Below are 14,743 nucleotides of genomic sequence, written 5' to 3' on the forward strand. Positions count from 1 at the left end.
ATGCGTAAGCCCTTACTATTTATTCTGATCCTGGTACTGATGGTGGTCTATGCGTCACTGTTCGTGGTGCAGGAAGGTCAGCGCGGTATTGTGATGCGTTTTGGCAAAGTGTTGCGTGATGATGAGAATAAACCTCTGATTTATGTACCGGGATTGCAGTTTAAAATTCCGTTCATCGATTCTGTGAAAATGCTGGATGCGCGTATCCAGACCATGGAGAATCAGGCCGATCGCTTCATTACCAAAGAACAGAAAGACCTGATCATTGATTCCTATATCAAATGGCGGATCAGCGATTTTAGCCGTTACTATCTGGCGACAGGCGGCGGAGATATCTCTCAGGCCGAAGTGCTGCTCAAACGTAAATTCAGTGACCGCCTACGTTCCGAAATTGGTCGCCTGGATTTGAAAGGCATCGTCACCGATTCCCGTGGTCAGTTGATGACCGATGTACGCGATGCATTGAACACTGGGACTGGCGAAACCACTGAAGCGGATAACGCCATTGCTTCAGCAGCGGCCCGTGTTGAGCAGGAAACGACTGGCAACCAGCCGCATGTCAACCCGAACAGCATGGCGGCGTTGGGGATTGAGGTGATTGATGTGCGCATCAAGCAGATCAACCTGCCGACGGAAGTGTCTGATGCCATTTATCAGCGTATGCGCGCAGAACGTGAAGCGGTTGCGCGTCGCCACCGTTCTCAAGGTCAGGAGGAAGCGGAAAAGCTGAAAGCAACCGCCGACTATGAAGTAACGCGCACGCTGGCTGAAGCTGAACGTCAAGGACGGATTACCCGTGGTGAAGGGGATGCGGAAGCCGCGAAACTGTTTGCCAACGCATTCAGTGAAGATCCTGATTTCTACTCCTTCGTTCGTAGTCTTCGCGCCTATGAAAGTAGCTTTAGTTCTAATCAGGATGTGATGGTACTGAGTCCGGATAGTGATTTCTTCCGCTATATGAAATCGCCGGAAACGACGATCAGCCGTTAATCGTTATCCTGAGTAAAATCTGCCTAAAGCCCGTGTTTACGGGCTTTTTTTACGGCGGATTTTCCATGCCCGCACCGGGTTTTTGGGAGTTTTTATGAATGAAACCGTATGGATGGCCCTGGGGCTGGTGTTGATTATTGAAGGGCTGGGGCCTCTGCTGTTGCCCCGTCTCTGGCGGCGTATGATTTTGGCAATGGCGCAGTTGCCGGATAATACACTACGGCGTTTCGGCGGAGGGATAGTGGTAGCCGGTTGTGTGATCTACTATATGTTGCGTAGCCGGATGGGAGGCTAAAATTCCTCTAAAAAATGTGCGCAAACGTGTGCTAAAAGTACTGAAAGCGAGCAAATGAGATGTTAGAATCCTTTTTTAAGCAACCTGGTGATTCTTGAGATGGGTAAGAACGTCGTCGTACTGGGCACCCAATGGGGTGACGAAGGTAAAGGCAAGGTCGTCGACCTGCTGACTGAACGGGCTAAATATGTTGTGCGCTACCAAGGTGGCCACAATGCTGGTCATACTCTGGTTATTAACGGTGAAAAAACCGTTCTTCATTTAATTCCCTCTGGCATCCTGCGTGAAAATGTTGTCAGCATCATCGGTAACGGTGTTGTGCTGGCGCCTGACGCGTTCATGAAAGAGATGACGGAACTTGAAGCGCGTGGCGTCCCGGTACGCGAGCGTTTATTGCTTTCTGAAGCTTGTCCGTTAATTCTTCCTTATCATGTTGCCTTGGATAACGCGCGTGAGAAAGCGCGCGGCGCCAACGCCATCGGCACGACTGGCCGTGGTATCGGGCCGGCTTATGAAGATAAAGTCGCCCGCCATGGATTGCGTGTGGGCGATCTTTTCAACAAAGAAACGTTTGCCGTTAAGTTGAAGGAGATCGTTGAGTACCATAACTTCCAACTGGTTAACTACTATAAAGTCGAAGCCGTCGACTACCAGAAAGTGCTGGATGAGGTACTGGCGATTGCTGACATCCTGACCGCCATGGTGGTTGATGTTTCCGACCTGTTGTATAAAGCCCATCTGCGTGGCGATTTTGTCATGTTTGAAGGCGCGCAAGGGACGCTGCTGGATATTGACCACGGGACTTATCCGTATGTGACCTCTTCCAATACCACCGCGGGTGGTGTGGCGACCGGTTCCGGTCTGGGCCCGCGTTACGTCGATTACGTTCTGGGTATTGTGAAAGCCTATTCCACTCGCGTAGGCGCGGGTCCGTTCCCTACCGAATTGTTTGATGATGTCGGCGAATACCTTACGCAGAAAGGTAATGAATTCGGCGCCACTACTGGCCGTCGCCGTCGTACCGGCTGGCTGGACGCCGTAGCGGTTCGCCGGGCTGTACAGATTAACTCGCTGTCAGGTTTTTGTATGACCAAACTGGACGTGCTGGATGGTCTGAAAGAAGTCAAAATCTGTGTGGGATACCGCATGCCTGATGGCCGGGAAGTGGATACTACCCCGCTGGCGGCGGAAGGTTGGGAAGGCATTGAGCCGATCTACGAAACCTTGCCTGGCTGGTCTGAAAGCACCTTTGGCGTTCAGGAACACAGCAAACTGCCACAGGCCGCGCGCAACTACATTAAACGTGTGGAAGAAGTGACAGGGGTTCCGGTTGATATTATCTCTACCGGCCCGGATCGTAGCGAAACGATTATCCTGCGCGATCCATTCGACGCTTGATCCTTGTGTTGTAAATGTGTTTAAAACGATAGATATAAAGAAGAAAGGACGGGATTTCCCGTCCTTTTGATTGATAATTATCTATTCATCTGCGGCGCTTTCCGCTTGTTCCTTATGCTGCAAGGCATCCAGCAGTTTATTATGGATGTTGTTGAAGCCGCCGTTACTCATCACCAGAATGTGATCGCCTGGCTGGGCGGTTTTCACAATCATTTCAACCAGAGTATCAACGTCCGCGCTCCAGTGCGCCGGTTGGACGCACGCCTCTGTGACTTCGGCAACCTGCCAGGGAATATGGGCGGGCTGGAATAAAAAGACTTCATCAGCGCGGCCCAGCGAGGGCGCCAGTTCATTTTTACACATGCCCATTTTCATGGTGTTCGAACGCGGTTCAAGCACCGCCAGAATGCGGGCTGTGCCGCCGACCTTGCTGCGTAACGCGGCGAGCGTCGCGAGAATGGCGGTAGGATGGTGGGCGAAATCATCGTAGACGGTCACGCCATGCGCCGTGCCTCGTAATTCAAGGCGACGACGTGCGTTGATAAATTTCCCAAGCGCACGACAGGCATCAGCCGGCAGGACGCCCACATGGTGGGACGCGGCGACGGCCATCAGCCCATTGTGCATGTTGTGCTCGCCGACTAATTCCCAGTGGACTTCACCAACCTGTTCGCCATTAAGATAAATCTGATACTGGCTGGCGTCGGCGGTCATTTTTTTCGCATTCCACACACCGTCCTCGCCTACCAGTTCCTGCTCGCTCCAGCATCCCATAGCCATGACCTGCTTGAGGTGAACATCATTGGCGGGCAGGATGATTTTGCCGCTGCCGGGCACTAGACGCACCAGATGGTGGAACTGTTTTTGAATGGCTTTCAGATCGTCGAAGATATCGGCGTGATCGAATTCGAGATTATTGAGAACCAGTGTCCGCGGGCTGTAGTGGACGAATTTGGAACGTTTATCAAAGAAGGCGCAGTCATACTCATCCGCTTCGATAACCATAAACGGGCTGTCGCCCAGACGGGCGGAAACGCTAAAATTCCCCGGTACGCCGCCGATGACAAAACTGGGCTTATAGCCGCAATCTTCCAGAATCCAAGTCACCATGCCTGCCGTGGTTGTTTTACCGTGCGTCCCCGCCACGGCAATCACCCAACGGTCGCGTAACACATAATCGTGCAGCCATTGCGGACCGGACACATAGGATAATCCTTGTTCCAGAACGGCCTCAACGCAGGGATTTCCGCGCGTCATCGCATTACCCACGATAACCAGATCGGGAGCAGGGTCGAGTTGCGCGGGATCATACCCCTGAATCAGCGTGATCCCTTGCTCTTCCAGTAAGGTACTCATGGGCGGATAAACGTTCGCATCTGAGCCTGTTACCTGATGCCCTAATGCGCGGGCCAACAGCGCCAGGCCGCCCATAAAGGTGCCGCAGATACCTAAAATATGAATACGCATGCATTTTCCATCGTCAAGTGAGTCTGCGTCACATTCTAACGCCATGAATCCGGCATAAGAAATGGATTTGACTAGGTACTCGGTTTCTCTTTGGGCTACACTGCATGCGCAAACGTTGGCGGTGTATAAATGGAACCGCTTTTCATTCGTAGATTCGGGATAGTGTTATGAAAACGTTAGGCGAATTTATCGTCGAAAAACAGCACGATTTCTCTCATGCGACCGGTGAACTTACCGCGCTGCTGTCAGCGATTAAGCTGGGCGCCAAGATTATCCATCGCGACATTAATAAAGCGGGTTTGGTTGATATTCTGGGAACCAGCGGCATTTCCAATATTCAGGGCGAAGTACAGATGAAACTCGATCTGTATGCCAATGAAAAATTGAAAGCGGCTTTAAAAGCGCGTGGCGAAGTAGCCGGTATTGCTTCCGAAGAAGAAGACAATATCGTTATCTTTGACGGTGACCGGGCCGAGAACGCCAAGTATGTGGTATTGATGGATCCGCTGGACGGTTCATCGAATATTGATGTTAATGTTTCCGTCGGCACCATTTTCTCCATTTATCGTCGTATTGCTCCCCTGGGTCAGCCGGTGACGGAAGAGGATTTCCTGCAAGCCGGTAACAAGCAGGTGGCGGCGGGCTATATCGTTTATGGTTCATCCACCATGCTGGTCTACACCACCGGTCACGGCGTCCATGCTTTTACGTATGATCCGTCGCTCGGCGTGTTCTGTCTGTCGCATGAAAAGGTTTGCTTCCCGGAAAAAGGGAATATGTATTCCATTAACGAAGGGAACTACATCAAGTTTCCGAGCGGCGTGAAGAAATACATTAAATATTGTCAGGAGCAGGACGAGGCAACACAACGTCCTTACACTTCACGTTACATCGGTTCACTGGTGGCGGATTTCCATCGTAACCTGCTCAAAGGCGGCATTTACCTTTATCCCAGCACCGCCAGCTATCCGCAAGGCAAGTTGCGTTTGCTCTATGAATGTAACCCGATGGCGTTTTTGGCGGAGCAGGCTGGCGGCAAAGCCAGTGATGGCAAGAACCGTATTCTGGACATCACGCCGGAGAAATTGCACCAGCGTTCGCCTTTCTTTGTTGGTACAGAAGCCATGGTGAATGATGTGGAGCGTTTTATCCGTGAGTTCCCGGATGCGTAAGCGCTGCTTTTTCACCGGGTGTTGCTGGTTTATTCTTCAGTGTGCCTGTGCCGCCAGGCGCACTGAACATACTTTTTCCCCATTTTACGATGTTTGCGCGGCAAACCAACTTTCCAGAATAATGACGGCTGATGCCGCGTCCACACTGCCTTTATCCAGCGCCCGAAAGCCACCTCGCTCAAACAGTTCAGCCCGTGCTTCTACCGTGCTCAAGCGCTCATCGTGCAGCGCTATCTGGACGCCAAAACGACCATGCAGACGATTGGCGAATTTTCTTGCCCGTGCGGTCAGCGGCTGTTCCGTGCCATCCATATTGAGCGGTAAGCCGACCACCACCAGGTCGGGCCGCCATTCCGCCAACAATTTTTCCACCTGCTGCCAGTCCGGTATTCCTTCCTGGGCTTTAAACGCGGTGAGGGGACGCGCGGTGCGCGTGATGTCCTGACCGATCGCCACGCCAATACTTTTGGTTCCGAAATCAAAAGCGAGAATCGTTCGGCTTGCCATCAGGCATGACCTGCTTCAGTGGAGATATTATGGATATCTATCCCCAGTTTTTTCCCCGCTAAGCGCCAGCGTTCGGCAATCGGCGTGCGGAACAGGATCTCTTTATCTGCCGGTGTGGTCAGCCAGGCGTTTTCCAGCAGTTCATTTTCGAGTTGGCCGCTGTCCCAGGCGGAATAACCCAGTGCGACCAGCGTATTTTGAGGCTGCCTGGCGGTTCCCAACGTTTCCAGCACATCTTTGGATGTGGTGATCATCGTATCTTCGGAAATACCGATACTGGAAGCAAAACCAGCGCATGGCGTGTGGAGGATAAATCCGCGATCGTCCGCTAACGGTCCGCCGGCGAAAACCGGTTTATCCAAACGGATGGCAGGCTCGCGTGGCGTAGGATCTATTTTCAGCTTTTTCAGCACATTTTCCACAGTAAACTGCTCCATGGGTTTATTGATGATCAACCCCATGGCGCCTTCTTCATTATGTTCGCAAATATAGACCACCGAACGTTTAAAGACCGTGTCCTGTAGTGCTGGCATAGCGATGAGAAAGTGATGCTGTAAATTCATTATGTGATTTTATCGATCCCTGTCGGCGTTTAGGAACGGCTCGCCATAAAAGACGAGCCGATTATTTATGCTTTTCCGGTTCGGCAAAACCGGTTAACAGTGGCGTGCGGCCAGGCGTGTTTCAATGGCATCCATCAGCATGCCCGTAATAGAGACATCCGGGTAGGCGGCTTCAATTTCACGCACACAGGTCGGGCTGGTGACGTTAATTTCCGTCAGTCGATCGCCAATAATATCCAGACCAACAAAAATCAGCCCTTTTTGCTTCAGCGTCGGTGCGACGTCACGCGCTATTTTCCAGTCGCTTTCGCTGAGCGGGCGAGCTTCGCCACGTCCGCCTGCCGCCAGATTGCCTCGGGTTTCGCCGCTTTTTGGAATACGCGCCAGACAATAAGGGACAGGTTCGCCATCAACCACCAGAACGCGTTTATCACCGTCTTTAATCGCCGGCAGATAATTTTGCGCCATGCAATAACGGCTGGCATGTTCGGTCAGGGTTTCAACAATAACCGAAACATTGGCATCATCCTGTTTCAGCCTGAAAATAGAAGCGCCGCCCATGCCATCCAGCGGTTTCAGAATAACGTCGCCGTGTTTCTGGTGGAACTGACGCAGTTTGTCCGCGCTGCGGGTAACCAGGGTATCCGGTGTCAGATGCGGGAACCAGGCGGTGAACAGCTTTTCGTTACAATCGCGCAAGCTCTGCGGTTTGTTAACGATCAACGTGCCTTTCTCTTCCGCACGTTCCAGAATGTAGGTGGCGTAAATGAATTCCGTATCGAAAGGCGGATCTTTACGCATCAGCACCACATCCAACTCTTCCAGCGCGATATCCTGCTCGCCGGAGAAATCATACCAGCCATCGTAATCATACTGGACGTTAAGACGACGCGTGGTTGCCCGAGCAACGCCCGCATGCAGATAAAGGTCATTCATCTCCATGTAATGCAGTTCCCAACCACGACGCTGTGCTTCCAGCAGCATGGCAAAGCTGGTGTCTTTCTTGATATTGATGGCGTCGATAGGGTCCATCACAATACCGAGTTTGATCATTATTTTCTCCTTTACCCCAGATCGCCGAAACGTACCTGTAAGGCTGTAATCGCGGTGAGTGCTGTTGTTTCTGTTCGCAACACTCGTGGCCCCAGCAGGATGTCGGTAAATCCGTATTCTGCGGTCATTGAAATTTCATTGGAGGAGAGACCTCCTTCCGGGCCAATCAGCAGTCGAACCTGACTGACCGGCAGCGGCAATGTATTGATGCTCTGTGTTGCTCGCGGATGCAGATTGAGTTTTAACGCGGCATCCTGTTCCGCACACCATGCTTCCAGTGTCATGGCGGAACGAATGGTTGGCAAGCGGTTACGACCACATTGTTTACAGGCGGCAATCGCGATTTTTTGCCATTGGCCGACTTTCTTCTCAAGACGCTCGGTATCGAGTTTTACCCCACAGCGTTCAGAGAACAAGGGAGTAATGATATTCACGCCAAGTTCGATGGATTTCTGAATAGTGAACTCCATTTTTTCGCCGCGCGACATGACTTGTCCAAGATGCAGGTGCAATGGCGACTCTTTGTCTTCCAACTTACCTGCGGTGAAACGTACTCGCACATTTTTTTTCCCAGCCTGTATGATTTCCGCGTCAAACACCTGATTACTGCCGTCGAACAATTCCAGTGGTTGGCCGGTATTCATTCGCAGCACGCGGCCTACATGGTTGGCGGCATCTTCGCTCAATTCGATTTCACCTCCAGCGCCGGGAAGGATTTCCGGATGAAAAATGCGCGGTATTCGCATGCTGATGTTCTAACCTTATGCGTAGTGAATTCGGGGTGGACAGCCTGCTATCCATGATAAACTAACCACCGTCATCTTGACGGTGGTTGTGCTGATTAACCGTTATAGTAGGTAGCTGGACAGTTACTGGCAAGCCTGTTGAACGTAAGGGTTGTGATTCCCTTGTTTCGCGGCAATCCGCTGGTCGCGCGTGCATTCCCACGGGGTGACGGGATATTGCTGGTTCCAGGCTTCGAATAGCTGGGTTTGCTGACGGGATAAACGCAACTGGTAGCGGTCGCGCATGTAGAAGTAGGCGCGGGCAATCGCGCCACGGGCGCGGGCCGGGGGCTCAGCCAGATTATTTTTGAAATCGACCTTCATCTCGCATTGACCGTATTGCTCGCCGCCGCCGTTCCACTGTCCGTACATGGCATTCCCACGATCGCCATTCACTTCGCCGATGGCGGGTTGCAGGTTATGCAGATCGGTTTCCATTTCGCGGTACACCGGATCCTTAGTGCAATTTTTTCTGCCGCCATCCTGCCAGCACTGGCGTTGATGGCCGAACTGCCAGGCGGGTACGACATGTTCCCATTCGATGCGATTAGCCCGCAACGCGTTTTTTCTGACCTGATAGCCGCAGGATTTGAGATCTGGCGTCCCTTTCTTGCCTTGCCATGTAATGTCGCAGCCACAGTAAAATGTTTTCGCGCCCTGATTGACTTCTACCGCAGCTGCTTTCGCCTGCGTGAAGTTATTTATGTTTTGGCTGAAGGCGGCGGCGGAAAAGAAGCCGATCCCAACCGCGGCGGTAGCGAGAATTTTACGTAGCATATTCCAAATAATCCACAAGCAACAAAGCTGGCAGACTACCGGATGTCGCGACGGCAGGCAAATGCAAAAATTGGTTTTTAATGCTGAGAGTTTTATTTTAAATGGAATTTATTACGTTGAATCGTAAGATTTTTCCACAATAACGACAGCGATATTCTGTTTCGCCGCGCTGAACCCGGTTATGGCGCCGCACGGTTAACTCATGGTGTCGACAATCACACTGATAAGAGAACGTTTGACCTTGCATGGACTGGACCGCAAAGCGGTGCGTGCGTCTTGCCGGAACCTGTAGCACATGTTCCATCATCCAGCGCCATTCCTTGCCGTGCGGAGGAACTTTTCCGAAACGGGCAAAGACCAACAGATGAGCGAGTTCATGAGGCACCACCTCATCAATGAAAGCCTGCTGGTTTTCTTGTAACAACAGGGGGTTCAACCGAATTTCCCAGTGCTGAAGCCAGGCGCTGCCCGCCGTTGTGCCACGTTGTTGGTAACTGACCGTCGGTTCCGGGTACTGGGTGTTCAGGACGACATTAGCCTGCTGTAACTTAGCGCGCAGGCAACGCATGACTGCCTGATGATGAGCGATGGGAATTCGTGGTGTGTTCATGGCAGGGAGCATAAATCGAGCGGCAGGGGGATGCAATAGATGGGCGGGCAGGAAAGATGCGGAAAGACATAATGAAGAACGGCGAATTTTTATTCGCCGTTCTTCATGCGCCGTGTTGGGCAGGTTATTGCGTCAACCGGGGATTATAAACCTGCGGCTTCACGTAACTGTGCGGCCTTATCGGTTTTTTCCCAGGGGAAATGTTCGCGGCCAAAGTGTCCGTAAGCCGCGGTTTCCTGATAAATCGGGTGCAACAGATCCAACATCTGAATCAATCCGTAAGGACGCAGGTCGAAAAATTCACGCACCAGTAGGGTAAGCTGCTCGGTGGCGATCTTCTCTGTACCAAACGTTTCGATCATGATCGACGTCGGCTCAGCCACGCCGATCGCATAGGAAACCTGGATCTCGCAACGATCCGCCAGACCTGCGGCCACGATGTTCTTGGCGACATAACGCGCAGCATAAGCGGCGGAACGGTCAACTTTCGACGGATCTTTACCGGAGAACGCGCCGCCGCCGTGACGCGCCGCGCCGCCGTAGGTGTCGACAATGATTTTACGACCGGTCAGACCGCAGTCACCCATTGGGCCGCCAATAACAAAGCGACCGGTCGGGTTGATGAAGAATTTAGTGCCGGCAGACAACCATTCCGCAGGCAGAACCGGCTTAATGATTTCTTCCATCACCGCTTCGTGCAGGTTTTTCTGAGAGATGTCTTCAGCATGCTGGGTGGACAGAACCACGGCATCAATACCGGCGATTTTGCCCTCGTCATACAGGAAGGTGACCTGGCTTTTCGCATCGGGACGCAACCACGGCAGCGTTCCGTTTTTGCGCACTTCCGCCTGACGTTGAACCAGGCGGTGAGCGTAAGTAATCGGCGCTGGCATCAGCACATCGGTTTCATTGGTCGCATAACCAAACATCAGGCCCTGATCGCCAGCGCCTTGTTCAAGCGGATCGCGGCGGTCAACGCCCTGATTGATATCGGGAGACTGTTTGCCGATGGCGCTCAGCACGGCGCAAGAGTTGGCATCAAAGCCCATCTCGGAATTCACATAACCGATATCGCGCACGGTTCGACGCGTGATCTCTTCAATATCAACCCAGGCGCTGGTGGTAATTTCACCACCCACTAACACCATGCCGGTCTTTACGTAAGTCTCACAAGCGACGCGGGCTTTAGGATCTTGCTGTAGAATGGCGTCAAGAACCGCATCGGAAATCTGGTCAGCAATTTTGTCAGGATGTCCCTCAGAGACGGACTCAGACGTAAAAAGGTGTTTAGCCATGAGTTTCTTTACCTTCAAATCAAAGCCGTTAAGCAGTATATCGGTTAATCGGTATAGATGGATTAACATCTGGATGGCTATCATTCTAGGTCACCTTCCGGCTTGAGTGCCAGTAGTTTTTCACGCGGACTTGCTATCTGTTTTTCGGCATCAGTATTATTTTCTTTTATCAGAGGCTGTCAGGGACATTTTCATTTTGCTTTTCCGGCGTCATATCTGTATAAACGGCGAGCGGTTTGTTACCCGTTATGTAATAGTCAACTGTTTCATAAGATAGCTGACCGCATAGTTTGCGGCGCGCGTGGAGGTGATAGGATTAATGATCCGTTGTTTACTGAGTGTGTTGCGCCCGCAACGCTTTTTTTCTGACGCGATAGTGTCGGCTGCTCAACCCTTCTTTTTATTTGCCCGAAGTTGCCTGTCTTTAAATTCGACACAGGATTCCAGGGCCGGTTAATCCGCGACGTTTCCCTGGTTCAGATGTTTTTTTCCTGTGGTTTTACCACGCGTTTTTCTGACCCGTCCCACGGAGTCCGACAACGTGTTTTACACTAATAAGCGTAATAAAACGGCGGCAAACTGTTTTCTGACCGGTTTTTTGCCGATGTTTTCACTGCCGATGCGGCATGTTGCAGGCATGCTTCTGCGGGCTACCAATAATGCAGGTACGGATGTGATTTGCAGTATAAAAAAAGAAGAGGTTCGTTATGTCTGACGACATGATTCAACACGGCTCGTCAGCGACGGGTAAACATGAAAATTTGCGCTCAATGCAGGAGGTTGCCATGAATGACCGGAATGCCAGCGAAATGCTTCGTACTTACAATATTGCCTGGTGGGGTAATAATTACTACGATGTCAACGAGTTAGGGCATATCAGCGTTTGTCCTGATCCCGATGTGCCGCAGGCGCGTGTCGATCTGGCCAAATTGGTCAAAACATTGCAGGAGGAGAACCATCAACGTCTTCCCGCGCTGTTCTGCTTCCCGCAAATCCTTCAGCATCGTCTGCGCTCCATTAATGCCGCATTTAAACGGGCGCGCGACTCTTTTGGTTACCAAGGGGGTTACTTCCTGGTTTATCCCATCAAGGTAAACCAGCATCGACGCGTGATTGAATCTCTGGTCAGTTCGGGAGAACCGCTGGGGCTGGAAGCGGGCTCCAAGGCCGAACTCATGGCCGTATTGGGTCACGCGGGCATGACGCGTACGGTTATTGTCTGCAATGGTTATAAAGATCGTGAATACATTCGTCTGGCGCTGATCGGCGAAAAGCTTGGCCACAAGGTGTATCTGGTCATTGAAAAGATGTCCGAAATAGAGATGGTGCTGGAAGAAGCGGAGCGTCTGAATGTGATCCCGCGTCTTGGCGTGCGTGCGCGTCTGGCTTCGCAAGGTTCAGGCAAATGGCAGTCCAGCGGCGGCGAGAAATCCAAATTTGGTCTGGCGGCGGTTCAGGTTCTGCAACTGGTTGAAACGCTGCGTGCCGCAGGACGGTTGGAAAGCCTGCAATTGCTGCATTTCCATCTGGGTTCGCAACTGGCGAACATTCGCGATATTGCGACCGGTGTGCGTGAGTCAGCCCGCTTCTATGTTGAGTTGCACAAGTTGGGCGTCAATATTCAGTGCTTTGACGTAGGCGGCGGGCTGGGCGTGGATTACGAAGGAACCCGTTCCCAGTCGGATTGCTCCGTCAACTATGGCCTGAATGAATATGCCAACAATGTGATTTGGGGTATCGGCGACGCCTGTAATGAACATGGATTACCGCATCCGACCGTGATTACGGAATCGGGCCGGGCGGTGACGGCTCACCATACCGTGTTGGTGTCCAACATTATCGGTGTTGAGCGTAACGAATTCAGTGAACCGACAGAACCTGACGAAAACGCGCCACGCGCATTGGAAAGCCTGTGGTCAACCTGGCAGGAAATTAAACAACCGGGGAAACGGCGTTCACTGCGTGAGTGGTTACATGACAGCCAGATGGATTTGCACGATGTGCATACTCAGTATACTCACGGCATGCTGGACTTAACCCAGCGGGCGAAAGCGGAACAGCTTTATCTCAGTATCTGCCAGAAGATTCAGCAGCAGTTGGATCCCAGTAACCGCGCTCACCGTCCGGTGATTGATGAATTGCAGGAGCGTATGGCGGATAAACTGTATGTGAACTTTTCATTGTTCCAGTCTATGCCGGATGCATGGGGGATCGATCAGTTGTTCCCGGTCATGCCGCTGGAAGGACTGGATAAACTGCCGGAGCGTCGCGCGGTTCTGCTGGATATTACCTGTGATTCCGATGGTTCCATCGATCACTATATTGATGGCGACGGTATCGCGACAACCATGCCGATGCCGCCTTATGATCCAGAAAACCCGCCGTTGTTGGGCTTTTTCATGGTCGGGGCTTATCAGGAAATTCTGGGGAATATGCATAATCTGTTTGGCGATACCGCGACCGTCGACATTTTTGTGTTCCCGGATGGCTCCGTCGAGATTGAAGAGTCTGATGAGGGGAATACGGTTGCTGACATGCTGGAATATGTGCAGTTGGATCCTGAAGTGCTGATGGCCCGTTTCCGCGATCAGGTTAAGGAAACCGATCTGGACATGGAACTGCAAGCACAGTTCCTGCGAGAGTTTGAAACCGGTCTTTATGGCTATACGTATCTGGAAGATGAATAAGCCGTTGGCGTGAAAACGGCGTACCGCTAACGGAAAGAGAGTTGACCTACCAGGGGGTGTGGCGACACATCCCTTTCTTCCAATGTGCTGTCCCTGAAAAGGATTTTAGCGATAAGCAGCAACGAATTTTTGTCCTGAACGCCATATTTATTCAGTAATCTTGATTTACTGTTCAATACGGATTTTTTATTTAATCCAATCATATAGGCTATCGATTCCGCTGTGCAGCCAGCGCTCCAATACTTAAAAACCACATACTCGGATTTAGATAGCCTGACAGGGCAGAATAGGCGCTTGTCATGTTGATGCACCACACCCAAGAATTTATAAAAATAATCTATCGATGTCGCTTTAGAAACAAGAATGGTTTTTTCATCAATACATACCGGAAAATGAAGAGGTGAATTATTGATGATAAGAAACGCTGAAGCCACATTATAAAAATGCGTTCTTATTGATTCATAGTATTCCTCGAACCCTTCACTGCTGCCGTCAATGATGAAAATGCATTTTTTCTTTCCTTGTTGCAGAGTGAACCTATTAACGGGCCTAACGGTTAGCATCGGCATGCTGGACAGAATCTCCCGTAAGCCCACAGTCGTAAAGTTACATTTACTGTAAATTCTCACATCCATGGCTTTTAACACATATGCGTTTATTTTGAAGAAAGAACATAAACTAACAACAGTTGTTTATGTTGTTCAATGTTACCCAGTTATTAAGAACGAGTAGCGCGTAAGTTTTTATAAAATAGATATCTGGAGATGATAGTTGGCACAGCAATAGGCTAAATCCATATCCATATGATAATATTGGAAAATATTTTTCTAGCTGAAGTCATAGTATGCTTGATTTGTTGAACCATTTCTATCTTTAAAATACATCGGTCTGGTATTTTAAATACAGACATTAAAAAAAATGAAATTTCATCAAAAAAAACTATTGAATCCACGATATCAATTCCATAAAGCTATCAACTAAATAGCTGTTCCAAATAGTAGATCACTTTGAGGGAACTCAGTCCGAGTTGAGCGATCTGATCAATCGCTAAAAATCACAAATCACCAACCGGACTGAGCGATGCCGATCATAGCACCAATACCCCGTACCGAACGACGTCGGATGCAGAAAACCATCCATAAAA

Annotated in this window: 14 protein-coding genes; 5 read left to right on the plus strand and 9 right to left on the minus strand. The window is 50.8% G+C overall.

All coding sequences use genetic code 11. From position 1 onward, the window contains the following. From hflC to DES54_RS13440, 3 genes are all read left to right on the plus strand, one after another. Positions 1 to 990, plus strand: coding sequence for a protease modulator HflC (hflC, locus tag DES54_RS13430; protein ID WP_113868206.1), 990 nt, complete (start codon positions 1 to 3; stop codon positions 988 to 990). A 94-nt stretch (positions 991 to 1,084) separates the two neighbouring features. Continuing rightward, entirely contained in the window at positions 1,085 to 1,285 is a 201-nt protein-coding gene (locus DES54_RS13435) for a DUF2065 domain-containing protein (protein ID WP_113868208.1), read from the plus strand. A gap of 99 nt (positions 1,286 to 1,384) precedes the next feature. Beyond that, entirely contained in the window at positions 1,385 to 2,683 is a 1,299-nt protein-coding gene (locus DES54_RS13440; protein WP_113868209.1) for an adenylosuccinate synthase, read from the plus strand. Positions 2,684 to 2,764: 81 nt separating this feature from the next. Here DES54_RS13440 and mpl read toward each other — a convergent pair whose 3' ends face one another. Then, complete coding sequence (gene mpl, locus DES54_RS13445) at positions 2,765 to 4,150, minus strand: UDP-N-acetylmuramate:L-alanyl-gamma-D-glutamyl-meso-diaminopimelate ligase (protein WP_113868211.1); 1,386 nt, start codon at positions 4,148 to 4,150, stop codon at positions 2,765 to 2,767. A 167-nt stretch (positions 4,151 to 4,317) separates the two neighbouring features. On the opposite strand from mpl, the gene fbp reads away from it, so the two are divergent. Next, complete coding sequence (gene fbp / locus DES54_RS13450; protein WP_113868213.1) at positions 4,318 to 5,322, plus strand: class 1 fructose-bisphosphatase; 1,005 nt, start codon at positions 4,318 to 4,320, stop codon at positions 5,320 to 5,322. A gap of 84 nt (positions 5,323 to 5,406) precedes the next feature. Here the strand turns inward: fbp and ruvX are convergent, their stop codons facing one another. The 7 genes from ruvX to metK all read right to left on the minus strand — a co-directional run bounded on the left by ruvX (position 5,407) and on the right by metK (position 10,912). After that, entirely contained in the window at positions 5,407 to 5,829 is a 423-nt protein-coding gene (ruvX, locus tag DES54_RS13455; protein WP_113868215.1) for a Holliday junction resolvase RuvX, read from the minus strand. Beyond that, complete coding sequence (locus DES54_RS13460; protein WP_113868217.1) at positions 5,829 to 6,392, minus strand: YqgE/AlgH family protein; 564 nt, start codon at positions 6,390 to 6,392, stop codon at positions 5,829 to 5,831. Before DES54_RS13460 ends, ruvX begins: the two co-directional genes overlap by 1 nt. Positions 6,393 to 6,485: 93 nt before the next feature. After that, complete coding sequence (gene gshB, locus DES54_RS13465) at positions 6,486 to 7,445, minus strand: glutathione synthase (protein ID WP_113868219.1); 960 nt, start codon at positions 7,443 to 7,445, stop codon at positions 6,486 to 6,488. 11 nt (positions 7,446 to 7,456) lie between these two features. Beyond that, positions 7,457 to 8,191 (minus strand): 16S rRNA (uracil(1498)-N(3))-methyltransferase, encoded by a 735-nt coding sequence (gene rsmE / locus DES54_RS13470; RefSeq protein WP_113868221.1) that lies wholly within the window; start codon positions 8,189 to 8,191, stop codon positions 7,457 to 7,459. A 123-nt stretch (positions 8,192 to 8,314) separates the two neighbouring features. Next, a complete protein-coding gene (gene endA / locus DES54_RS13475; RefSeq protein ID WP_113868223.1) occupies positions 8,315 to 9,007 on the minus strand; it encodes a deoxyribonuclease I in 693 nt (230 codons plus the stop codon). 97 nt (positions 9,008 to 9,104) lie between these two features. After that, complete coding sequence (locus DES54_RS13480; protein ID WP_113868231.1) at positions 9,105 to 9,617, minus strand: SprT family zinc-dependent metalloprotease; 513 nt, start codon at positions 9,615 to 9,617, stop codon at positions 9,105 to 9,107. 143 nt (positions 9,618 to 9,760) lie between these two features. Then, the gene (gene metK, locus DES54_RS13485) at positions 9,761 to 10,912 is read right to left on the minus strand and encodes a methionine adenosyltransferase (RefSeq protein ID WP_113868233.1); all 1,152 of its coding nucleotides are present in this window, start codon (positions 10,910 to 10,912) and stop codon (positions 9,761 to 9,763) included. Positions 10,913 to 11,619: 707 nt separating this feature from the next. Here metK and speA point away from each other — a divergent pair. Then, complete coding sequence (speA, locus tag DES54_RS13490) at positions 11,620 to 13,599, plus strand: biosynthetic arginine decarboxylase (protein WP_113868225.1); 1,980 nt, start codon at positions 11,620 to 11,622, stop codon at positions 13,597 to 13,599. Between the two features lie 26 nt (positions 13,600 to 13,625). On the opposite strand, the gene DES54_RS13495 is transcribed toward speA, so the two are convergent. After that, on the minus strand, positions 13,626 to 14,162 hold the full coding sequence (locus DES54_RS13495; RefSeq protein ID WP_113868235.1) for a helix-turn-helix transcriptional regulator: 537 nt from the start codon (positions 14,160 to 14,162) through the stop codon (positions 13,626 to 13,628). Positions 14,163 to 14,743 lie beyond the last annotated feature (581 nt).

The organism is Brenneria salicis ATCC 15712 = DSM 30166 (assembly GCF_003315515.1).
In the GTDB taxonomy this organism is placed as follows: Bacteria; Pseudomonadota; Gammaproteobacteria; order Enterobacterales; family Enterobacteriaceae; genus Brenneria; species Brenneria salicis.